This is a genomic window from Glaciimonas immobilis (genome assembly GCF_011947285.1).
Lineage (GTDB): Bacteria > Pseudomonadota > Gammaproteobacteria > Burkholderiales > Burkholderiaceae_D > Glaciimonas > Glaciimonas immobilis.
In genome coordinates, this window is the sequence record NZ_JAAOZT010000005.1 from 13,429 (window position 1) to 35,378 (window position 21,950).

Here is a 21,950-nt window from a genome sequence, read left to right on the forward strand (position 1 = left end):
AAATTCTCTGGCAGACAATCCTACCTGAGGGCGGTAATGCTGTTGGCAATATTTCTCTTCGTTGCGCCATTATCCCCCGCCACGATTGCAACCGAACTGACGGATGCCGAGACGTTCAGTTTTGCGGTGATCGGGCACCCGTTTCGCACCGGGTCAGACGAGTTGGCATTGCGCACCGCGATTGCGCAGACGGATGACGAAAATTTAGCATTCGTCGTCGCAAACGGCATCAAGTCCGAGCTAGAACCTTGTTCGGACAGACTTTATCAGCGACGAAAAGCGCTTTTGAATGGTGCGAAAAATGGCCTGATTGTTTCTCCAGCCGGAAGCGACTGGGTAGGTTGTAAAAACGACGTTGGCCGCTCTACGTCGTTTGAACGATTAAATCGAATACGGGAATTATTTTTTGCGGATGAATTTTCATTAGGCGACACAAGAATTCCATTAAACCGCCAATCGACCTCTCCAAAATTTCGTGCCTACGTCGAAAATGCGCGCTGGGAAATCGGCAATATCATGTTTGCTACCCTCAATCTGCCGGGCCATAATAATCACTACAATGCTGAAGGGGGACGGAACAGCGAGTTTGAGGATCGTCTGATCGCTAATAAGGAATGGTTGCAGCGCATCTTCGTCATTGCCGGGCAGAAGAAATCGGATGGCATCGTTTTATTTTGCGATGGTGATCCGCTGGCCGTGCAGCGTCGACGCGTATTTGATTTCAACGTAAAACGCGATGGTTTTGTCGAAATGCGTCGCGCCATTAATGCACTGGCGTCTACATTTCCGGGCAAAGTGTTGCTGATACATGGGCCGCCTGCGAACACTGCGTCGGCCGTGACCGAAGTTGTGTGGAAGAAAAACGTGGGGGATATGGAGATTGCTTCGTCTTGGGCTAAAGTGACTGTTGATGAGCGTACGGCTAATTATTTTTTTATTGATAAGCAGCGTAATTAACTGGCGTGCTTGTTTAACCACTGTCGTTATGGCCTTTGCATCAGGGCGTCAACCGGGTGGTTTAGTCGTATCAATGTCAAAAAACCGTAAGCATGGATAAATGACGATTACGATTTTTTTGATCTGACGTTCGATATTTTAAACTGGATGCGCTCCGTGGATGCTGGTCGGGAGTGGGCGACAGCGTGTTACTTGGTTCTTGCTTCGGCTATGCGCAGTAAAAGTAACCAAGTAGAAGGTGACCGCAGAAGCGTGGCCCGCCGTTAGCGGGTCCCCAGTTATTTCGACTATCAGTCGGATCGAAATACTAAGTCGCTAACGCTTAAACGTGTATTCCGACAATTCCCGAATGACAGCCAAAATAACCAGCAACACCTATGACGTGATAGGTCAACTTAAACTACCACAGCCACTTTAACTACTCCTACTAATTTAACGGCCACTGCGTTTATCGTTGATGTAATTCAGTTTTTAATGAACGCATACAAACGTTTAACGCGCTTTGACTGTTTTTCGCAAACTTAATTTGCTACTTAGTGAATGGGGTGACTGCGGAATTCATCGCCCGATTCGTCGTCGTGATCGTCGTGACCATGACCGTGTGCGCCGTGTACGTGTTGATGAACGATTTCTTCGTCTGTTGCTTCTCGCACCTCACCGACCGTCAGGTCAAAACGTAACGCGATACCCGCCAGAGGATGGTTACCATCTAGCACGACTTTATCATCTGCAATATCGGTAACGGTAAAGACCAGCGCTTGTTCGTCTTCATCTTCGCCATCTGGCGTCCCTTCAAACTGCATACCAATTTCTAGCGGTGTTGGGAGACGATTCCGAGCTTCGATCTTTACGAGGTTCGAATCGTACTCGCCGAAGGCATCGTCCGGCTCAACTTGCAGTTCAATATGGAAGCCAACGTCCTTACCATCCAACGCTTCTTCAATTTTGGGTAAAGTACCCTCATAACCACCGTGCAAATACACCATCGGCTGGCTACTCTCTTCGATCAGGTTGCCTTGAGCATCCGATAGTTTGTAGTGGACAGTCACTACAGTATTTTTGGCAATCTTCATGATCATTCCTTTCATTTAATAACCGTTCAGATTATACCTGCCCGTCCGTTCCTCCACGCGTAAGCAAAGAAAAAATTATCCGTTCCATGAACGGCTTCAGATAAATAAGCGGATTTCATCAATACCTGCAAAAACAGCCACAATATAAGAGCAGTCTCCCGTACTTGCCAACCCGATATAATGGCGGCTATGAAAAATTTTACCTTACTGGGCGGCCTTTCGCCTGCGCAATTTTTGCGCGATTATTGGCACAAAAAACCTTTATTGATTCGCCAGGCATTGCCGGGTTTCAGACCCCTTCTGTCGCCAGACGCGTTATTCGAAATGGCCGCTCGGGACGATGTTGAATCGCGTCTTATTACGCATTTTAAGCAGGAATGGAAAGTCGAAAACGGACCAGTTACCAGCGTCCCCGACACCGCAAAAAAGGATTGGACCCTACTGGTCCAAGGCGTCAACCTGCATGACGATGCGATAGATGCCCTACTTCGGCAATTTCGCTTTATTCCTGATACGCGGCTAGATGATCTAATGATTAGTTATGCGACGGACACTGGCGGAGTTGGACCGCATTACGACTCTTATGATGTGTTTTTATTACAGGCGCATGGTAAGCGCCAATGGAAGATCGGAGCGGGCCAAGATTTAACGTTGGTGCAAGGCAGCGCACTCAAAATTCTGAAGAACTTCGCACCCGATCAGGAATTTATTCTCGAACCGGGTGACATGCTTTATCTTCCGCCGCAATACGCCCACGAGGGTACTGCAATCGGTGAATGCATGACTTACTCGATTGGCTTCCGCGCGCCGGTTTATCAGGAACTAGGCGAAGCTTTTCTTCAGTTCATGGCCGACTCGATCGATTTGCCGGGACGTTACGCGGACGCTGATTTAGTCCCCACCAGGCATCCCGCAGAGATCAGCAAAAATATGCTCTCGAACATTTCCGATGCGCTCAATAAAGTACGCTTTACCGAAGACGATATCGCCATTTTTGTTGGCGAACACCTGTCCGATCCAAAGGCAAATGTATTTTTTGAATCCCCAGCCCGGCCTTTAACCTTACCGCGCTTCACCGCATCTATCGCCAAACGCGGAGTGAGCCTGTCGCGCAAGACGCAAATGCTGTATCGCGGAAAACATGTGTTTATTAACGGCGAGTCATTCGCGGCTGGACGTGAGGATAAAATATCACTTTGCGCGCTCGCTGATCAACGCAAACTGGACGGCGCCGCCGCAAGTGCGGTCTCGGCCGATGTTTTGGAGGCCCTGTACACGTGGTATGAGGATGGCTGGATTAATTTGGGCTGATACAAATTATTGAATCCCCAAGAGCTGATGAGGGAATTCAATACACTTTGATTTATGTTTGGAGGCATAACGGTCAATCGGCAATGCCTCGTAAAAATCACAATGCAAGATTGCTCGAAATAGTGCGAAAAAACGCTGGCGTTGCCATGGCCTATGAAACATGAACATGTCTATTGTACAGAGATCACTGACGCCAACTACCGATGAACGAATTGTTCTTCGTTGTGTTGATACAAATGCTTACCAAAATGCAAACCTACTATATCATATTTGACAAAATCCGCTATAATTCGCAGCTGGAAAGTTTTTGTTGTTGTGCAATGCATCAAGTTGGGGCAAAGCCTTACAAAAACATCCTTAGAGCGATAATTACCGGTAATTATTCATCGCAAAATTTTGGTTACTACTGAAGGAATATACCCATGAAAAAAACACTATTGATCGCCTCCCTGTTAGCTTTGGCTTTGGCTGCTTGCGGTAAAAAAGATGAAGCACCTGCTGTTGATGCTTCGATGACTGCTCCTGCTGCTGCGTCAACTGAAGCCGCTACTCCAGCTGCTACTCCAGCACCTGCTGACGCTGCTGCTCCAGTTGCTTCGACACCTGAAGCTGCTGCAACTGCTCCAGCTGCTTCGACACCTGACGCTGCTGCACCTGCTGCTTCTAAGTAATTTTAGTTGCTTAAAAAAAGCCGGCCTCTGGGTCGGCTTTTTTGTTGTGAAAATACACCGGTTTGCCCCTCTTTAAAAAGATATTCGCTTGCTCAATGTCGTTATTTGTAACGAGATGTTACAAACTTTTATATTTATTACCGGTATTTTTTACCCATTCACACCGTTGGATCCTCTCCCCCATCAAATTTCTACCCAGTCGAATCCGTCCTCCTGACACGCTACTATCAGTTCGGTATCGCTGGACTTTCTACCTCGATATAACGCAGCCAGTGCAAGCTCTGGCGTATTGTTTCGCACACTTAAATGCGCGGCGATTACCTTTTTTAGCAACGACTGATCCAACGCCGCCAGAATATCTGCGGCCGAATCGTTAGAAAGATGGCCATAATCGCCGCCTATACGGCGTTTTAAAGAAGGAGGATAGGCGGAATCGCGCAGCATCTGACTATCATGATTACACTCAAGCACCAATGCGTGACATCCACTTAATGCACTAATAAGATGACTAGTTGATTTCCCCGCATCGGTCAGAACGCCAAGCCTCAATGCGCCATCGCTGGCGACATATTGGACTGGCTCCCTTGCATCGTGCGGCACCGTGTATGGCGTAAGTTGTAGATCCCCGATTACCAACTCTTCACTATCGCGGCAAAAACGCGTATCGACATCGCTGCAATTTTTGGGAGTGAGAGAGACCGCGGCGTAGGTGCCACGTGTAAGCCATACAGGCAATCGGTAGCGCCGGGCAAACTTGAATACGCCGCCTATATGATCCTGATGTTCATGCGTTACCACGATGCCGGATAAGTCGGTTGGACTGACACCCAACCGTAGAAGGCGACGTTCGGTCTCTTTAATGCCAAAGCCACAATCCACCATGACGGTGGTTGTGGCTTTGGAGAGGATAGAGGCGGACGCGGGGGCCGAAGAAATTAATAGTGCATTTCCTTCGCTACCGCTTCCAAGACTGGCAAATTTCAAGTATGTAATCCTTTGTTGCAGTCGCCTCTGCTTAAAACAAAGTGGTCACTGGTTACTTACGCTCATAACCAAATGACTACTAAGGGATTAACGAAGATATTTAATTTTGACTAATCATTAATTATTAGTCATCAAGTAATGATCATCAATTAATAATCATCAAACAACGGTCAACATTACAATTACTTAAGTTGCTCATTTAACAAAGAAAGTATCCTGCCGCCGACGGGCGAAGTCTCGGGCTGACCCGCATTGTTTTGGATCGCTACTTGACTCGCTGCACCGTCTGCTTTGACCGCTACGCGATAACGCGCGGCAGTTTTATCTTCTTTTTTGGTGCTAGAGAACATTTTGGAGAGGAAACCGGTAGGTTTCTTGTCCTTAATATCTTCGCTCTGATCTACATATCGAACAAAATACACGCCTTGGGTACGATCCCGATCTTCTACGGTAAAACCAACGCGATCCAGCGCCAAACCAACCCGGCGCCACGCACGATCAACGCTTTCATCTACGAGAACGTAGCTGCTGCCCGCTGGTCCCGAAACAATCTTAGAGCGCGCCTGCAACGACGGAGCGGTAGCGACTGCAGCTTTTGCTTTCACTTGATCAGCGCCTAAACGTAACATCAAGCGTGACAAGAACTCGGCTTCTAATTGCGGATCTTCCGGGCGAGCAGTCCATATGCTGGTTTCTTTCGAGGAGCCAGTGAGGACCTCTTCTGCGCCACGATGGCTTATATACACTTCAGTCGTGCCGTTTGGTCCGCGCTCAAGACGCGTACGGAACTTATCGCGCTCGCCCGTAGAGTAAATCGAGTCAAACACTTTACCCAATGTATTACGCAAAAAATCCTGGGGTATCTTTGCGCGATTTTCAGCCCAATCGGTTTCCATTACACCGGTTTCAGGATTTTCAGTATTGATCAGGAAACCAGAATCTTGCCAAAAGTCTTTGATCTTTGGCCACAGCTTTTCAGGCGTTGATTGAATCACTAACCAGCGTTGCGAACCGTCGCGTTCGATGCGCATGTCCGGAGCGCCGTTTGGCGCTATAACCGCGGCGTCCGCTGCAGGTTTAAGGCCTTGCTGAAGATTGTAGCCAGACGCGGTTGCGGTGCCTTGATTGGAATCGGGTATAGCGTAACGATTTTCACGTTGCAGTTGTGTCAAGTCCGGCGGAATATCAAGTTTTGGCGTCTTGACCTTGTCCGCACTTTTATAGTCAATACGATCTGGCTCCATAAACGAGGTAACGGAGCTGCAACCTGCCAAGCTGGTCAGCGCCAGCATGAAAACAAGATTACGTTGAATAACACTACGTGATGCCGAAGGAAAGTTCTTGCGAATAGTCATGTGAATACAGAATGAATGGAACGAGAAAAATTCTAGAGAAAACGCCTGTTAGCGTAGCTTATTTTAATACACCCGATTCGTGCAGGGCTGCCCTGACAGTGGCATGGCATTCCGACGATAACGGCACCAGCGGCAAACGGATACCCGGAGGCATCATACCCATTTCGCACAACGCCCATTTAGCAGCTACTGGATTTGGTTCGATAAATAATTGAATATGCAACGGCAACAATTTATTATTTATTCTGACAGCTTCCGCTACGTCGCCTTTGATCGCAGCCATGCAAAGGAGATGCATGTCGCGCGGGGCGATATTTGCGGTGACGGAAATATTGCCGCTTCCGCCGCAGAACATTAGTGCCATTGCAGTAGCATCATCACCCGAATAAACGGCAAAATCGTCTGGAACTGAACGTAACAGATCGGTAACCCGGCCTATATTGCCCGTCGCATCCTTGACACCAATGATGCCGGGTATTTGCGCCAAACGCACAATGGTCTCGTTGCTCATGTCCGCAACGGTCCGGCCCGGAACGTTGTACAAAATGACAGGCAAATCGACGGACTCAGCAATCTTGCTGAAATGCTGGTACATGCCTTCTTGCGTCGGCTTATTGTAATAAGGGACAACTTGCAGCGATGCATCCGCCCCGACTTCTTTCGCATAGCGGGTTAAACTAATTGCTTCAGTTGTCGAGTTGCCACCCGTGCCAGCAATGATAGGGATGCGTTTTGCGGCGTGATCAACCGCGACCTTGATCAACTCACAATGCTCGGCAACGGACACTGTCGGCGATTCGCCTGAAGTACCGACGATCACAATCGCGTCAGTGCCCTCAGCGACGTGCCAGTCAATAAGCTTGCGAAGACTCGGCAAATCTAAGCTGCCGTCCGAATGCATAGGAGTAACGATTGCAACGATGCTACCTTGGATCATGATAGGTCAGTACTGAAGAGATAAAAACCTGATTGTAGCGGATCGCCGCGACTATGGGGAAATTCCACTCGCTAATCAGATTAAAAAACATATTAATTTACAGAAGCCAGCAGCTCGCGCAGGCCAATATACAGTGCAGAAGATTAGCGCTATTGCGGCATAAACTTGCCCCACAAACCGCCGTATGATGTCAAGCGACCTCGGATTTTCAATGCGTCTCAATGACTTCATTAATCACGCGTTTTAATCGATCCCAATAAATTTCCGAGGTAGGCGGTTCCGATAGCCCCGATAGCCAAACAATTCATTCGAGTTGTAGACCGGCAAAAGCGGTGCCAGTTCCTTTTTTTGCAAAAATCCGCTGTATCATCGCAGGCTTTGGTGTTTCCACATAACCTTCTTCATACGCTAGGACCTGCCAGGTTTGCCCGGCATCGGCGATTAACCACTGCAATAGCTCACCAGAATTAAGTAGAAAATCGGGGTTGCTCGGCCTGCCAAATTGTTGATTGCCTTCGGCAAACGTCTCATAAAGCAAAACCCCTTGGTCGGCTATGCTATTGAGCATCAGTGGTACCAAGGGGCGATGCAGATAATTGGTAACCACTATTCCGGCGAAACTGAGCGGCTTGAGCAATTCTGCCAACCTTGCCGTATCCCCTGCCTCCAAATCAATTTGGCGTGTCGCGATTTCTTTGGCGGCGATGCGAGCCAGCATGTCAGCATTGCGATCGACTGCCAGTATCGTCTTGCCCATTGCTGCCAAATAAAAGCTGTGACGTCCCTCCCCGCACGCCAGATCCAATACCGGCCCCGCCGGGATTGCCTTCGCAAATCGTCGGATCCAGCTTGATACAGGCAAGTCCGGCGATATAGAGGGCCGGGCAACAACATCGGGCGTAATGATCACCTGAAGATATTCCTTATTTTGAATCAAAACCCACTATGATTTAACTATTGTTGCGTGGTTTGCCGGCGTTTGCATGGCGCAGACTCATGGGATCAGCCGTAACTCAGACCCATTGCCTCGCGTACATCACGCATCGTGTCCTGCGCCAACTTGCGGGCGTGATCGGCACCATCGGCAACAATAGCGCGCACCAGCGACGGATCGTCCAGATACTGCTGCGCGCGCTCATGCATCGGTTCTTGTTCGCGAATAATGGCGTCAATGACGGGCTGCTTGCACTCCAGACAACCGATGCCAGCTGAACGACACCCTTTTGTTACCCATTCTTGCGTCACCGCATCGGAATACACAACATGGAATTGCCATACAGGACATTTGGCAGGCTCGCCAGGGTCGGTCCGCCGTGCGCGAGCAGGATCGGTTTGCATGGTCCGTACCTTCTTGGTAACGACGTCTTTGTCATCGCGTAAAGCGATAGCATTTCCATAGCTTTTTGACATCTTTTGACCATCAAGACCAGGCAGGCGTGAAGCATCTGTTAACAATGCCTGAGGTTCGGAAAGAATTAATTTTCGGCTTCCCTCAAGAAATCCAAACAAACGCTCTCGATCGATCATGGAAAGATTCTGTGCGTCGTCCAGCATCGCCTTGGCTTGCTCGAGCGCCTCTGCGCTTCCCTTTTGCTGGAAATCGACGCGCAACTCGTTATACAACTTGGCGCGCTTGCTGCCTAATTTTTTGACGGCGTCCTGCGCTTTTTCTTCAAAGCCTTTCTCTTTGCCATAAAGGTGATTGAAGCGGCGCGCAATCTCGCGCATCATTTCAATATGCGGCACTTGATCGTCACCGACCGGCACCTGCGTGGCGCGATAAATCAGCACATCGGCAGCTTGTAATAGCGGGTAACCGAGGAAACCGTAAGTCGCGAGATCGCGATCGGCTAGCTTCTCTTGCTGGTCTTTATAAGTCGGCACCCGCTCAAGCCACCCAAGCGGTGTCGCCATAGAGAGCAATAAATGCAGCTCTGCATGTTCTGGCACTTTTGATTGAATAAATAAGGTGGACTGCGAAGGATCGACTCCGGCGGCCAGCCAGTCAATCAACATATCCCAAGTGCTGGTTTCGATCTGACCAGGATCGTCGTAATGTGTCGTTAACGCGTGCCAGTCAGCGACAAAAAACAGGCAAGGCAACTCGGATTGCAACCGAACCCAGTTTTTTAAAGCGCCGTGATAATGGCCCAGATGCAAAGCGCCGGTTGGACGCATGCCAGAAACAACGCGATCAGGATACATAGTGAATGTGAGAAGTCAAAGGTGCAAAATAAAGGGGCATCAGACGCGTTACTTCAGCGTTTCTTCGGCTTTAGGGCCGTCAATTCGGCGTCAATTAAACTTTACCGCAGCATCACCGCAGCAGCATCAGTAAAGGTGTAACGATCCATTGTAAAACATTCTGTGCGATATCTATCAACGGCGTTATCCATAATTTGTATAGCACAGGCTCGCCGCCGGTCTTGATGAGTAATAACGCCAGGACAATAAAGAATCCATAGGGTTCAATTTTGGCAAGCTGAAATGCGTACTTGTGGGGCAACAAACTAAACAGGATCCTACCGCCATCTAGAGGCGGCAGAGGAAACAGATTTAACGCAAAAAGCACAAAGTTGATGCGGATACCGGCGAGCGCCATCATGAAGAAAAAATCCTTCTGGTTTGCGCCATAAGCTGCCAGTCCAATCAGCAACAGCATCCAGCCGAGTGCCATCACTAAATTTGCGGCAGGCCCCGCTAAGGCGACCCAGGCCATATCGCGTTTAGGCTTGCGCAATCCGCCAAAATTGACCGGGACCGGTTTCGCATATCCGAACAAAAATGCGCCTCCGGTAGAAAAATACATCAATAACGGAATCAGCACAGTGCCGAAAGGATCGATGTGTTTGACCGGATTTAGACTCATACGGCCTAGCATATAGGCTGTTGAATCACCGAAATACTTGGCAGCATAAGCATGTGCGGCTTCGTGCAGCGTAATGGCGAAAAGCATCGGCAACGCTAATACTGCAATAGTTTGAATTAGTTCGTTCATTGGCGGGATTTTAACAGAGGGGCATTTCTGCCCCGCACATTGGGAACAAATGACGGCTTAAAGTCATTTATACGAGACAAAAAATAGGCCTGACCGGCGCCTGCAAGGCGCATGAAAGGTGCATAACCTGCAAACAACCTGCGCCTGTCAGACAAGTAAGCCAGACTAGTTGTTTTTTGACATGACTATAAACCAAATACCTTGATATCGCCGCGGCCTTCACGAATTAAAGTGGGCTCATCTGTAGTCAGGTCGATGACGGTGGTTGGATCAAGGCTACAGGCACCGCTGTCTATGACGAGCTCAACTTGTTTTTCCAGTTGATCACGGATCTCTTCGGCCTCGGTTAATGGCAATCCGTTACCGGGCAAAATGAGCGTCGTACCGATCAGGGGCTGGCCTAACTCTTCCAGCAAAGCCTGCACTACAACACTCTCGGGCACGCGCAAGCCTATGGTCTTACGCGATGGATGGCTTAGGCGGCGCGGCACTTCTTTGGACGCTCCCAAAATAAACGTGTATGGTCCAGGCGTGCCGCTTTTCAGCAATCGAAATTGACGGTTATCTATCTTGGCATATTCAGAAATTTCACTGAGGTCTTTACATAGCAACGTCAGATGATGCTTATCGTCCACGCCGCGGATTTTGCGCAGCCGTTCGACTGCAACTTTATTATCCAGCTGGCAGACCAGCGCATAACAGCAGTCCGTGGGCAACGCAACGATACCGCCAGACTGAATGATCTGGACGGCTTGTTTAATCAGTCGTAGTTGCGGATTATCTGGATGAATGTGAAAAAACTGGCTCATAACTCTCACTGACTTTAAATAAAAACGGCGATAGTCGCAGACTACCGCCGCCCGAAAGGACTCTAAAACGCCGAATGCGATCTAACTGGCAGACATGATACGGTGCTTTATGCCGCTTAAACTCACATAAAAACGGTATCGCCGCCTCAAAGCTCTACAGCGCTGTAACGTGAGGATTGCGTAACGCAGCAATACGTTGCTCAATGGGTGGATGGCTCGAAAATAGCGCCATAAATCCAGGTTTATCGTTGATCCCCATCGCCGCCATCGACTCTGGCAACGAGGCTGCCTGACCGCCGCCCAAGCGCGCTAATGCGCGTTGCATCGGGATACTGCTGCCCATCAATTTTGCGGCACCTGCATCGGCACGAAATTCCCGGTGGCGAGAAAACCAGGCAACGATGATAGATGCGCCTATACCCAGTACGACTTGTGTCACCAGCACACTGACCATGTACCCTATCCCGGGACCATCATTGTTGTTGCGAGATATGGCCCGATCAACCGCGTACCCAATTACACGGGACAAAAATACGACGAAAGTGTTGAGTACGCCTTGAATAAGCGTCATCGTTACCATATCGCCGTTCGCAATATGCGCGATTTCATGGCCGAGGACGGCCTCGACTTCTTCCTTGGTCATACTTTCAAGTAAGCCCGTCGATACCGCTACTAATGCTGAATTTTTGAAAGCGCCGGTGGCAAAGGCGTTCGGTTCCCCTTGAAATACCGCTACTTCAGGCATGCCGATGCCCGCCCGCTGGGCCAATTTACTTACTGTATCAAGCAACCAGACTTCGGTTGAGTTGGACGGCGTCACTATTACATGCGCACCAGTTGAGCGCTTTGCCATCCATTTACTAATCAATAGCGAAAAAATCGATCCGGCAAAACCCACAATGAGTGAGAACACCATCAATTTAGGGATATCTAATCCGCTGCGTGTCAAAAAACGGTCCACGCCCAGCACTGACAGGACGACGCTCAACACCAGCATTACGGCAATATTTGTGGCGAGGAACAGGATAATGCGTTTCATGCGCGGAACTCCTTTAATGATTGGTAAAACTGTACAGTCCAGCAAAATAACGGCTTTCAACACGATTTGACTGACAAGATGAATTACTTTCGGCAGGCCACCGAAGGTCTACTTTATATTTCAAATCGCGTCTAATTGAGACGGCCCGCCTTTTTCAGGCCAGACAATATTACTGGTAATTAATTATTTAAATGCGCCCAATTTGGCAAATTTCAAGGGCGACGCTTTGACCGGGAATTTTCGATAACGTTCTCCCCCATAGCCGCCTCTCTGTTGGGGCGCATCACTCAAATAGCGAGGCCTTTTAATTTCATCGAAAACTTATAAAACGCTCGAATCACATTGGGCAGGAAAACTCTGCAGACGCCCTATCGGGAGAGCGATCTGCAGAAGCCAACATCAAGAATCAGTTTGTAAATAAGCAAAGGACGAGATTATCGCTGAGCAGTCCAGTACCAAAGACCACTTTTAACCAGCGCATAACTATCAACGGTTGAAATCTGTATGTTCTATAGTTATAGTGCCCAGTCGTGCCAGACCGGCACCACATTATCGGGCAACGGCGGCAATGCACCGAGATCAATCCGGGACTCATCGGGGCTGTGAAAATCGGATCCACATGAAGCCAAAAAACCATAGGTAGCGGCCAATTTAGCGTACTCAACATATTGATCTGGCGAATGGCTACCAGTATTCACCTCAATTGCGGTTCCACCAAGCTGTTTGAACTCATCAAAAAAAGCGCCCAAGGCAACCTCGTTCAGATGATAGCGGCCAGGGTGGGCGACTACCGCAATTCCACCGGCACCGCGTATCCAGCCGACCGCCTCGGTCAGACTGGCCCAGCGATGCGGCACATATCCTGGCTTGCCTTCTGTTAAGTAATTCCTGAACACTTCATGCGTGTTCGCGCAGCGTCCGATATCTACCAGATAGCGAGCAAAGTGGGTGCGTGAAATCAGATCGGGGTTACCCACGTGTCGGAGCGCGCCTTCGAAAGCGTCGGGAATTCCGATTGCAGCCAATTGGGCAGCCATGTCACGCGCGCGACGCTCGCGTCCACCGCGGGTTGCCGCTAAGCCCTGTATCAAATCCTGACTGGTTTCGTCAATCTTCAGACCAACTATGTGGATAGTATGCCTGGCCCAGGTAACTGAAATTTCAACCGCAGGAACGTAATACATTCCGAGTTCACGCGCAGCGGCGCGCGCTTCAGGTACACCGCCGATTTCATCGTGATCAGTTAATGCCCACACGTCAACACCGTTCGCTTTGGCGCGTGCAGCGACTTCCGCTGGCGTTAAAATTCCGTCGGAAACGTTCGAGTGGCAATGGAGGTCTACATTCAACATTTAAAAGCTATTCAGAGATAGATATCAAGCTTAGATTGTACGCCCGATACCTATATTCTGTTAGGCGTACGCATAGGCGCATCTGCTGCGACATCGTTGTCATGCGGTACATGGCACCCATGCCGAGCCAACATTGCCATGCTCTTACCGTGCTTGCGCCAGGTTATTACCGTATTGTTACCGTTTATTGGTCACCGCTGGTCGCGCCCCCAAGATCGGCTATAGTCGGGGTAGCTGATAGCAAATCACGCCGCCAAGTGCTCGCTCAAGAAATCCTCGATAGTGCGTGCCAGTAACCGTGGCTGATCATGATGCAGCATGTGACCCGCCGATGCGATTGTCACTAGCCGCGCATCTTTAATATTGGCAACACGCCGATCGATCTCGCTGCGCATCGCCTCAATACTGCCCATCCATTGCCAGATATTGGTTTCAGACGCTTCGACACACAGCACGGGGGCTGTTATTTGCCGCCAGCAAGCTAACATCTCTTCAACTTTAGGCAATACCGGATTGACACGTTTATGGGCTGGATCGCCCAGAACCTCCCAACATTCCGGACTACTTTCAGAGGCCCAATACTGCACTAAAAAATTAGCCCGCTCACTGGTCAGCCGCGGATTATTCTTCTTTAAACGATTCGCGACCGCGGCCTGCGTCGGGTAAGCATGCATTACTGGGGCTAAGCGCAACTCATTGAGCCATTTTGTGTAGCGCCCCGGCGCCTGCTCCGGCTGCGTGACGGGGGGACCGAAACCCTCCAGATTAACTAACTTCCTAATCCGCTCTGGCCTGATGCCAGCGTATAACCCAGCGACATAACCACCCATACTGTGACCCAGTAAATTGACCCGCTTATCCTCCGCATAGTGCTGCAAGATAACGTCCAGATCTGCCAGATAATCCGGAAACCAGTAAACCTCCGCCGGACTGCGTTGCGTGAGACCAAAGCCGCGCCAGTCGGGCGCGATGATTTGCCAATCCTGCGCCAGTTCATCCACGACAAACTGAAACGACGCTGAAACATCCATCCAACCATGCAACATGACCAGCAGCGGCGCATCTGGCGAACCCCATCGGCGGATGTGATAACGCAGCCCGCGAACGTGGATAAAATCGGATTGAGAAGGTTTCATAGCGCCTAAAGTATCAAGAAAAGGGGGTAAGTATTAAGAAGGAAACTGGTCGATATCAAACGAGGAACGCTCCAGGCAAATGGCCCGATTTTACCCTCCAGAGGCAGCATGAAAGTCTGCCTCTTGCAGTGCTCAGGTTATGGCTTTGTTTTGCATGATAAGAGTTTTTAAGAGCGTTCTGCGCAGTAAGCTTTATTTTATAGCGAATAAGCCGCAGGACGATTTTTAGCTTTCTTCGAGTCCAAACAACCCGGCAAACCTCCCAGACAGCTGGGCCTTGTGCCTCTAGTAGGCGATATACTATGACACTTTTTTATGGCTCTAGCCCTATCCGCACAGGAATCTTAATGATCACTTTACCAGCATGCCCAAAATGCAACTCGGAATTTACCTACGAAGATGGCATCCTGTATCTGTGTCCCGAGTGTGGACACGAATGGCAAGCCCACGCCAATGCCGAGTCGGCTGACGACACGACCAAAGTGTATCGCGACTCCGCAGGAAATATTTTACAGGACGGCGATACGGTCAGCCTGATCAAGGATTTGAAATTAAAAGGTTCGGGCGGAACGCTTAAAATGGGGACCAAAGTTAAAAATATCCGGCTGGTAGACAGCGATCACGACATTGATTGCAAGATTGATGGATTTGGCGCGATGAGTTTAAAATCGGAGTTCGTTAAAAAAGTTTGAGATGCTATGGTTTATTGCAGTAAGCCTGGCGGTAGCAGAGTTGAAACGATACGGCCATGCGTCAGCCGGTTCTGCAGGCCGGAGAGTCGCCTTGTTTATCGGAATAACTGGATTAATGTGCTCCCCGCCTATCGCTCATTATTTGGCAGGCGCGATTGCATTTGATCGAACTGCACCCACAGGGCTCGCCACACCACTCACCACAGCACTCACTACCGCACTCCCCCATCATCTCGCCTCTATCTGAGCAAAAATTCGCCCCAAGCTAGATAAAAAGAAAATAAATTCGCATATCCCCGTGTGAATGTAGTTTGTATGCAATAGTCCCTTAGAAACAAGATACAATCTTTAACAACAAAATTAACAATGATGCGACATCCAGTCTCCGTCAACCAGCTGCACTGAAATTTTCGGAAAGATAGTCATGGATCAAAAGGTGCCACGTCGTACGCGCGAGAAAATTCTGGACCTGTCATTGCGGCTTTTCAATGAATTCGGCGAGCCGAATATCACTACCACCATCATTGCCGACGAGATGAAAATTTCGCCGGGTAATTTGTATTACCACTTTCGCAATAAAGATGACATTGTCAACTCGATCTTTGCTACCTTTGAGGAAGAAATGAGTCGCATGCTGACAGTTCCTCCCGGAAGCAAACCGTCGATGTACAACGTCTGGAGTTACCTGCACCTGATGTTTGAACTGATCTGGCGCTATCGCTTCTTTTATCGGGATTTAAGCGATCTGCTGTCACGTAACCGAATTCTGGAACTACACTTTAAAAAAATATTCGGTCATAAGATCAACGTCGTTAAGGAAATGTGTGTCGGCTTACACGCGGATAAAACCCTGGCCGTCACCCCGTTCGAAATCGAGACTCTTTCAACGAATATGGTGGTTACGGCAAGCTACTGGCTATCGTATCAATATGTATTGAATCCACGTAAATATACCGAGGAAGCATTGGTTGAAAAAGCACTTAACAGCGGCTGCTATCAGGTTCTTTCACTAATGCAGCCGTATCTACGTGGCGAAACACTCAAACACTTTGAAGAACTCACTATCAAATACTTAAAAAAGAATGGTGATAACGTCTTTCCTGTTCCGAAAACTGCACCGCTGTAACTAATGTTAACCCCAAAAAATACTTAACTCTAAAAGCGCATGAAATCACTTTGCATCTATTGCGGCTCATCACCCGGGTCGTCACCAGCGTACGCCGAAGCCGCTCGGTTATTGGCGCAGCACATGGTCAACGATAATATTGCGCTGGTGTATGGCGGTGGCAATGTCGGACTGATGGGAATTATTGCGGACGAGGTAATGCGCTTAGGCGGCGTCGCCACCGGCGTCATCCCGACGGCATTGATGGAAAAAGAGCTGGGCCATAAAGGCCTGACCAAACTCCATATCGTCAAAGATATGCATGAGCGTAAAGCGACGATGGCGGAGCTATCCGATGGCTTTATCGCCATGCCCGGTGGCGTGGGCACCCTGGAAGAATTATTCGAGGTATTTACATGGGCACAATTGGGGTTTCATCAGAAGCCAATTGGGCTATTAAATGTTAACGGCTTTTACGATGGTCTCGTCCATTTTATTGCACATATGGTGTCGCAACGGTTTTTGAAAGCGGAACAAGCGGAACTGCTAATCGATGCGCCAGATGCTCCGACCTTGCTGACACATTTCAAAGCGTTTGTGCCGCACCCCGTGACTAAATGGCTAGATCGTACGACTATTTAAGCTGCGTTTACATTGCCGAGACGCTGATCGTGCATCACCATCGTCAAGCTTCAGCGCTCACCAAGCCACTCCACTACCACTCGCGTAGCAGAGGCGATAATATCGCTACGAGAAGCAATCTCCTTGGCATGTTGGGTAGTGTAAATTGCGACAATAACCGGTGCACGTTTAGGTGGCCACAATACGGCCAAATCATTGGCTGTGCCGTAATCACCGCTACCGGTTTTGTCCCCGATCAGCCAGTCGCCCGGGATGCCCGCCTTGATCCTTTGTGCGCCGGTCGTGTTTCCTGACAACCAGCTCCGCAGTTGCTCCCGGTGCGCGAATGACATGGCGTCACCTAGCAATAGACGGTTGAGACTCTGACACATAGCAAATGGCGTCGAAGTGTCCCGTAAATCACCTGGAATAGCGGTATTGAGAGCCGTTTCCCAGCGATCAAGGCGAAATGCTGTATCACCGATAGTGCGGGCATAAGCGGATACAGCGGCTGGACCACCGATCAGTTTGATCATCAGGTTTGCCGCCGTGTTGTCGCTGTATTGTATGCCCGCAGCACAGAGATCGGCAACGGTCATACCGGTGTCAACGTGCTTCTCGGTGACCGGTGAGTAAGTAACCAGATCGCTCTGCCTGAACCTGATCACCCGCTCCATTAATCCTGGTACCTGCACGCTTTTGGTCAAAATCGCAGACGCTGCGATGACCTTGAAAGTGCTGCAGAATGGAAAGCGCTCATCTGCGCGATGACCGAGCTGTCGGCCAGTGGCGGTATCCCGTACAGATACGCCAAGTCGGCCGTCAAAATCCCTCTCGATTTTTTCGATTTTATTCTTTGCGCTCAATGTGGGTGGTCTGGTGGCGCTACTCGCCAACGCCACGGGTGCAGAAATAATTGCGGCGGTTGCAAGCAGAAAATTTCTGCGATTTCCTATTAATTTCATTGATAGCAGGTGCGATGAGCAGGTTGGGCATGATGGGCAAAACGGATACGATGAAACGGATACGACAGGCGTGATGAATGCGACTGGTGCGGAGGAACTGTGCAAAAGAACGACGCATAAAAGCACGTTTTGTCGTTACATGCAGTACTCCTTTAACACCACTATCCACTCAAAAAAATAAAAAAAAGCCAGGATACCGGGAGGGTCTCGTGGCTTGTTTGATGGTTGCTCTTTACAAGAGTTCCCTCTCGTCACTCATCAGTGATAATTATCATGACAATTCACTGCATTAATACGTGCCCATTACTTGATATCGGATTTATGACCATGAAATTTGTCACAAAATACCCAGCACTAGCACTATTGCACGTCCAACGCCTGCTTGAAATCTGCCACTAGATCAACGGTATCCTCAATACCAATCGATACGCGAATCAACGACTCTGAAATCCCCATGCGGGCACGGGCTTCCTGGCCCATTTCATAAAATATCGTGTGCGCCACAGGTAAAACTAACGTCCTGTTGTCACCCAGATGCGTCGCTGAAATACCGAGCTTCATCCGGTTCAAATAGTCGAAACAATCTATCTCCGGCTGCAGTTCAAAGCTCAACAAATAGCCGAACGAACGAAATAACTCAGATGCTAAAGCGTGCTGCGGATGCGATTTCAGGCCGGGATAATGGACGACTGATACCCGCGGATCAGCCTCCAGCATTTGCGCCACTGCCAAAGCATTGGCGCTACTACGATCCATCCGGAGCGCCATGGTTTCTGCGCCAACCGCAATATGATGGGCTGCTTCCGGGCCAATCGCAGCACCGAAGTCCCGCAAGCTTTTTGCACGAATCTGGGCCATGCCCCACTGCACGGGTGGGAATTTTTTGTAGCTATTGAGTATATTTGGGTATTGAGACCACTCAAAAATGCCAGTATCAGTCAACGCACCGCCCAACGCGTTGCCATGACCGCCAATTGATTTGGTCAATGAGTTGATCACGAGACTAGCCCCGACCGCCTTTGGCTGGAACAAATAGGGCGACGTCATAGTGTTATCAACAACAAACAAAATGCCACGTGAAGTGCACAACGCGCCTATACGCTTTAAATCTGCAATCTGAGTGCGGGGATTAGCGACAGTTTCAACAAATACCACACGCGTGTTAGCAGTCAAAGCGGCCTCTACCTGCGCCACATCGGTAACATCGACCATCGTAACGCCAATGCCCTGGCCCTGAATAGTTTGCCAGACGCTGGCAGTATTGCCAAACAAGAATGCCGACGATACAACATGATCGCCCGCACGCAGTAAACCCTGCACGACGGCACCAATCGCAGCCATACCGGTAGCAAAGCAAATAGTTGCAGAGCCGCCTTCCATCACATTGACTTTATCTTCTAGCGCCGCTACCGTCGGATTGCCCTGCCGACCATAGCGATACCCTTGCGCACGGCCCTGAAAAACCTCTGCCAACTGTCGCGCATCCTGATAACCGTACGTTACCGACGTATGCACCGGCTTATGCAATGAGCCATGCTCAATGATTTTTTGGCGGTCGCCGTGAACGACCGTGGTGGTGAATCCGTATTTGTTTTTTGTCTCAATACTCATGGTTTGCCATCATTTCTGGAAATGCTTTGCCCGCACTTGCGAGAACTTGCGCTCTCTAAAAATAAGGACGCCCAACTTAGTCAAATTGAGCGTATTTACCGTAAGTTTCGCTAAACAGTGTTGCCCTGAATGCAGGGCAAATATTCACCACATCTTAGTCGAAATTTGCAAGATTTAGTTGCGAGCGCACGCCATCTTCGACTTCCGCTTTGGGGTTATTGCGAACATATTCGATATGGTCCAGATAATCGCGAGAGATGTCCCCTGTGATGTAGTGACCATCGAAACATGAAGCCTCAAAGTTCTTCAACGCTGGATTGACATCCGAAATCGACCGTTTCAGTGCATCGATATCTTGATATACCAACGCGTCAGCCGTGATTTCACGACAAACTTCTTCATCGGTACGGCCGTAAGCGATCAACTCCCCACGGGTCGGCATGTCGATCCCGTAGACGTTGGGAAACTTGACCGGAGGTGCCGCCGAAGCGAAAATCACCCGTTTTGCGCCAGAGTCACGTGCCATTTGCACGATTTCACGACTGGTCGTGCCACGCACGATCGAATCATCCACCAGCAACACGGTCTTGCCTTTGAACTCAGAAGCGATAGCATTCAGTTTTTGACGTACCGACTTCTTGCGGATCGCTTGTCCTGGCATCAGGAAGGTGCGACCGATATAACGGTTTTTGATAAAACCTTCACGATATTCAATATTTAGTTTAAGTGCCAACTGAATCGCCGCTGGGCGCGATGAATCCGGAATCGGCATCACCACGTCAATATCACCGCTTGAAAACTCACGCTTGATCTTGTCGGCCAGATATTCGCCCATTTTCAGACGCGTAGCATACACAGAAGCGCCATCAATGATCGAGTCAGGACGGGCCAGATAAACGAATTCAAAAGCGCACGGATTAAGGGTTGGGTTATCGGCGCATTGCTGGTTATACAAGTTGCCTTCGATATCAATAAATATCGCTTCGCCGGGCGACACGTCACGCAAAAAGCGGAATCCTAAACCTTCCAGCGCTACTGATTCACTGGCGATAACGTATTCGGTGCCTTTTTCGTTTTCGTTAACGCCAATGCACAACGGACGAATCCCGAACGGATCACGGAAAGCCAATAAGCCATGTCCGGCGATCTGCGCCACCACCGCATAGGAACCACGCACCCGTTGATGCACCACCGCGACCGCTTTGAATAACGCATCGGGATCGAGCGAATAGCCGATAGTTGCCTGCTGGATTTCGTGCGCAAGCACGTTCAGCAACACTTCCGTATCAGACTCGGTATTGATATGACGACGGTCGTTCTTGAACATCTCAATTTTGAGTTGTTCTGCGTTAGTCAGGTTACCGTTATGCGCCAAAATGATACCAAATGGTGCATTAACGTAAAACGGTTGCGCTTCCTCCGCGCTGGCGCTGCCTGCAGTTGGATAACGTACCTGACCGATGCCGAAACTACCGGGCAAGGAGCGCATGTTGCGGGTCCGGAAGACGTCGCGCACCAGACCGTTGGCCTTGTGCATGAAAAATCCGTTTCCGTGGTTAGTTGCAATTCCCGCAGCGTCCTGACCACGATGCTGCAAAAGCAGCAATGCATCGTAAATCAACTGGTTGGCGGGGTTGTGAGAGGCGATGCCGACTATGCCACACATGGTGGACTCCTAAACAAAACATTTCTGGGAAGCAATACAAGCTATGCAAGTAATACAAATACGACAAATTACAAAAATAAAATCGGTGTTTAAAATTTCACGTATTGCGCAAACGCGTGCGGCAAAAACGGTAAAGCGGTTGTCGCGGCAGTTTCCGCCAGCGGACTGAACATCGCATCGCGCCAAAATTGCTGCTTTGGTACCGCAGTGGTTCCACAGAGCAGTACTACGGCGATAACGATAGCGATCCCGCGTGCTACCCCGAACAAGCCTCCGAGACCGCGATCGGCAAAACTTAATCCGGTCGCCTGAACCATACTCTCTAGCAGCATACTTAACAGTTTCATTAACAGTCTTACACCGAGGAACAACGCAATAAATGCCACAATCAAGCGCGTTACGGTACCCGGAACAACTGCCGGCAGCAACGCGGCTAGTTTTTCGCCATAGGCATTAGCAACGAAGAGGGCAACCACCCAACTTGCAAGAGACAAGATTTCTTTGACCAATCCCCGCATCATGCTTATGAGCACGGAGCAAATTAGCACGAACAATACCAGATAATCAAAAATCGTCACGCGGCTTCAACCTTTATTGACATCGCTTGCCCGGATTTGCAAGGAGATGTTGCGTTTGCGGTCTCAATCCTTCTTCGACCTCTGACCCGG

The 21,950-nt window shown here is 49.5% G+C and carries 21 protein-coding genes; 6 read left to right on the plus strand and 15 right to left on the minus strand.

All coding sequences use genetic code 11. From position 1 onward, the window contains the following. Nucleotides 1-36 precede the first annotated feature (36 nt). The gene (locus HAV38_RS08615; protein ID WP_209216681.1) at nucleotides 37-957 is read left to right on the plus strand and encodes a hypothetical protein; all 921 of its coding nucleotides are present in this window, start codon (nucleotides 37-39) and stop codon (nucleotides 955-957) included. Nucleotides 958-1,490: 533 nt separating this feature from the next. Here HAV38_RS08615 and HAV38_RS08620 read toward each other — a convergent pair. Beyond that, nucleotides 1,491-2,030: an FKBP-type peptidyl-prolyl cis-trans isomerase gene (locus HAV38_RS08620; protein ID WP_168054455.1), complete on the minus strand. Its 540-nt coding sequence runs from the start codon at nucleotides 2,028-2,030 to the stop codon at nucleotides 1,491-1,493. A gap of 189 nt (nucleotides 2,031-2,219) precedes the next feature. Between HAV38_RS08620 and HAV38_RS08625 the strand changes: the two genes are divergently transcribed. After that, nucleotides 2,220-3,341, plus strand: coding sequence for a cupin domain-containing protein (locus HAV38_RS08625; protein ID WP_168054457.1), 1,122 nt, complete (start codon nucleotides 2,220-2,222; stop codon nucleotides 3,339-3,341). A gap of 422 nt (nucleotides 3,342-3,763) precedes the next feature. After that, nucleotides 3,764-4,012, plus strand: coding sequence for a hypothetical protein (locus HAV38_RS08630; protein WP_168054459.1), 249 nt, complete (start codon nucleotides 3,764-3,766; stop codon nucleotides 4,010-4,012). Nucleotides 4,013-4,195: 183 nt separating this feature from the next. On the opposite strand, the gene HAV38_RS08635 is transcribed toward HAV38_RS08630, so the two are convergent. From HAV38_RS08635 to HAV38_RS08680, 10 genes are all read right to left on the minus strand, one after another. Beyond that, the gene (locus HAV38_RS08635; protein WP_168054461.1) at nucleotides 4,196-4,996 is read right to left on the minus strand and encodes an MBL fold metallo-hydrolase; all 801 of its coding nucleotides are present in this window, start codon (nucleotides 4,994-4,996) and stop codon (nucleotides 4,196-4,198) included. Nucleotides 4,997-5,178: 182 nt separating this feature from the next. Continuing rightward, on the minus strand, nucleotides 5,179-6,351 hold the full coding sequence (gene bamC / locus HAV38_RS08640; RefSeq protein WP_168054463.1) for an outer membrane protein assembly factor BamC: 1,173 nt from the start codon (nucleotides 6,349-6,351) through the stop codon (nucleotides 5,179-5,181). A gap of 58 nt (nucleotides 6,352-6,409) precedes the next feature. Then, nucleotides 6,410-7,288 (minus strand): 4-hydroxy-tetrahydrodipicolinate synthase, encoded by an 879-nt coding sequence (gene dapA, locus HAV38_RS08645; protein ID WP_168054465.1) that lies wholly within the window; start codon nucleotides 7,286-7,288, stop codon nucleotides 6,410-6,412. A gap of 304 nt (nucleotides 7,289-7,592) precedes the next feature. Then, on the minus strand, nucleotides 7,593-8,198 hold the full coding sequence (locus tag HAV38_RS08650) for a class I SAM-dependent methyltransferase (protein WP_311734907.1): 606 nt from the start codon (nucleotides 8,196-8,198) through the stop codon (nucleotides 7,593-7,595). A 92-nt stretch (nucleotides 8,199-8,290) separates the two neighbouring features. After that, entirely contained in the window at nucleotides 8,291-9,493 is a 1,203-nt protein-coding gene (locus HAV38_RS08655; RefSeq protein ID WP_168054467.1) for a tryptophan--tRNA ligase, read from the minus strand. 112 nt (nucleotides 9,494-9,605) lie between these two features. Further along, nucleotides 9,606-10,286 carry a site-2 protease family protein gene (locus HAV38_RS08660; protein WP_168054469.1) on the minus strand — a complete coding sequence of 227 codons (681 nt, stop codon included), beginning with the start codon at nucleotides 10,284-10,286 and terminating at the stop codon, nucleotides 9,606-9,608. Between the two features lie 185 nt (nucleotides 10,287-10,471). Beyond that, nucleotides 10,472-11,095: an L-threonylcarbamoyladenylate synthase gene (locus HAV38_RS08665; RefSeq protein ID WP_168054471.1), complete on the minus strand. Its 624-nt coding sequence runs from the start codon at nucleotides 11,093-11,095 to the stop codon at nucleotides 10,472-10,474. Nucleotides 11,096-11,249: 154 nt separating this feature from the next. Next, entirely contained in the window at nucleotides 11,250-12,134 is an 885-nt protein-coding gene (gene htpX, locus HAV38_RS08670; protein WP_168054473.1) for a protease HtpX, read from the minus strand. Between the two features lie 515 nt (nucleotides 12,135-12,649). Then, complete coding sequence (locus tag HAV38_RS08675) at nucleotides 12,650-13,486, minus strand: 3',5'-nucleoside bisphosphate phosphatase (RefSeq protein WP_168054475.1); 837 nt, start codon at nucleotides 13,484-13,486, stop codon at nucleotides 12,650-12,652. Between the two features lie 245 nt (nucleotides 13,487-13,731). Then, a complete protein-coding gene (locus HAV38_RS08680; protein WP_168054477.1) occupies nucleotides 13,732-14,622 on the minus strand; it encodes an alpha/beta fold hydrolase in 891 nt (296 codons plus the stop codon). A gap of 347 nt (nucleotides 14,623-14,969) precedes the next feature. On the opposite strand from HAV38_RS08680, the gene HAV38_RS08685 reads away from it, so the two are divergent. From HAV38_RS08685 to HAV38_RS08695, 3 genes are all read left to right on the plus strand, one after another. Continuing rightward, complete coding sequence (locus HAV38_RS08685; protein ID WP_168054479.1) at nucleotides 14,970-15,314, plus strand: zinc ribbon domain-containing protein YjdM; 345 nt, start codon at nucleotides 14,970-14,972, stop codon at nucleotides 15,312-15,314. A 424-nt stretch (nucleotides 15,315-15,738) separates the two neighbouring features. Beyond that, nucleotides 15,739-16,440 (plus strand): TetR/AcrR family transcriptional regulator, encoded by a 702-nt coding sequence (locus HAV38_RS08690; RefSeq protein ID WP_168054481.1) that lies wholly within the window; start codon nucleotides 15,739-15,741, stop codon nucleotides 16,438-16,440. A gap of 39 nt (nucleotides 16,441-16,479) precedes the next feature. Continuing rightward, nucleotides 16,480-17,061: an LOG family protein gene (locus HAV38_RS08695; protein ID WP_168054483.1), complete on the plus strand. Its 582-nt coding sequence runs from the start codon at nucleotides 16,480-16,482 to the stop codon at nucleotides 17,059-17,061. Between the two features lie 50 nt (nucleotides 17,062-17,111). Here HAV38_RS08695 and bla read toward each other — a convergent pair whose 3' ends face one another. From bla to HAV38_RS08715, 4 genes are all read right to left on the minus strand, one after another. Beyond that, complete coding sequence (gene bla / locus HAV38_RS08700) at nucleotides 17,112-18,005, minus strand: class A beta-lactamase (protein WP_168054485.1); 894 nt, start codon at nucleotides 18,003-18,005, stop codon at nucleotides 17,112-17,114. 360 nt (nucleotides 18,006-18,365) lie between these two features. Beyond that, nucleotides 18,366-19,616, minus strand: coding sequence for a cystathionine gamma-synthase family protein (locus HAV38_RS08705; RefSeq protein WP_168054487.1), 1,251 nt, complete (start codon nucleotides 19,614-19,616; stop codon nucleotides 18,366-18,368). A 154-nt stretch (nucleotides 19,617-19,770) separates the two neighbouring features. Continuing rightward, nucleotides 19,771-21,282, minus strand: coding sequence for an amidophosphoribosyltransferase (gene purF, locus HAV38_RS08710; RefSeq protein ID WP_168054489.1), 1,512 nt, complete (start codon nucleotides 21,280-21,282; stop codon nucleotides 19,771-19,773). A gap of 89 nt (nucleotides 21,283-21,371) precedes the next feature. Further along, entirely contained in the window at nucleotides 21,372-21,860 is a 489-nt protein-coding gene (locus HAV38_RS08715; protein ID WP_168054491.1) for a CvpA family protein, read from the minus strand. Nucleotides 21,861-21,950: the final 90 nt, after the last annotated feature.

Bases quoted from the DNA above. Each gene is read 5' to 3' on its own strand.
- HAV38_RS08620 (WP_168054455.1), bottom strand. From the start codon at position 2,030: ATGAAGATTGCCAAAAATACTGTAGTGACTGTCCACTACAAACTATCG.
- purF (WP_168054489.1), bottom strand. From the start codon at position 21,282: ATGTGTGGCATAGTCGGCATCGCCTCTCACAACCCCGCCAACCAGTTG.
- HAV38_RS08680 (WP_168054477.1), bottom strand. From the start codon at position 14,622: ATGAAACCTTCTCAATCCGATTTTATCCACGTTCGCGGGCTGCGTTAT.
- bla (WP_168054485.1), bottom strand. From the start codon at position 18,005: ATGAAATTAATAGGAAATCGCAGAAATTTTCTGCTTGCAACCGCCGCA.
- dapA (WP_168054465.1), bottom strand. From the start codon at position 7,288: ATGATCCAAGGTAGCATCGTTGCAATCGTTACTCCTATGCATTCGGAC.
- HAV38_RS08665 (WP_168054471.1), bottom strand. From the start codon at position 11,095: ATGAGCCAGTTTTTTCACATTCATCCAGATAATCCGCAACTACGACTG.
- bamC (WP_168054463.1), bottom strand. From the start codon at position 6,351: ATGACTATTCGCAAGAACTTTCCTTCGGCATCACGTAGTGTTATTCAA.
- HAV38_RS08685 (WP_168054479.1), top strand. From the start codon at position 14,970: ATGATCACTTTACCAGCATGCCCAAAATGCAACTCGGAATTTACCTAC.
- HAV38_RS08695 (WP_168054483.1), top strand. From the start codon at position 16,480: ATGAAATCACTTTGCATCTATTGCGGCTCATCACCCGGGTCGTCACCA.
- HAV38_RS08625 (WP_168054457.1), top strand. From the start codon at position 2,220: ATGAAAAATTTTACCTTACTGGGCGGCCTTTCGCCTGCGCAATTTTTG.
- HAV38_RS08705 (WP_168054487.1), bottom strand. From the start codon at position 19,616: ATGAGTATTGAGACAAAAAACAAATACGGATTCACCACCACGGTCGTT.
- HAV38_RS08675 (WP_168054475.1), bottom strand. From the start codon at position 13,486: ATGTTGAATGTAGACCTCCATTGCCACTCGAACGTTTCCGACGGAATT.
- HAV38_RS08690 (WP_168054481.1), top strand. From the start codon at position 15,739: ATGGATCAAAAGGTGCCACGTCGTACGCGCGAGAAAATTCTGGACCTG.
- HAV38_RS08660 (WP_168054469.1), bottom strand. From the start codon at position 10,286: ATGAACGAACTAATTCAAACTATTGCAGTATTAGCGTTGCCGATGCTT.
- HAV38_RS08615 (WP_209216681.1), top strand. From the start codon at position 37: ATGCTGTTGGCAATATTTCTCTTCGTTGCGCCATTATCCCCCGCCACG.
- HAV38_RS08630 (WP_168054459.1), top strand. From the start codon at position 3,764: ATGAAAAAAACACTATTGATCGCCTCCCTGTTAGCTTTGGCTTTGGCT.
- HAV38_RS08655 (WP_168054467.1), bottom strand. From the start codon at position 9,493: ATGTATCCTGATCGCGTTGTTTCTGGCATGCGTCCAACCGGCGCTTTG.
- htpX (WP_168054473.1), bottom strand. From the start codon at position 12,134: ATGAAACGCATTATCCTGTTCCTCGCCACAAATATTGCCGTAATGCTG.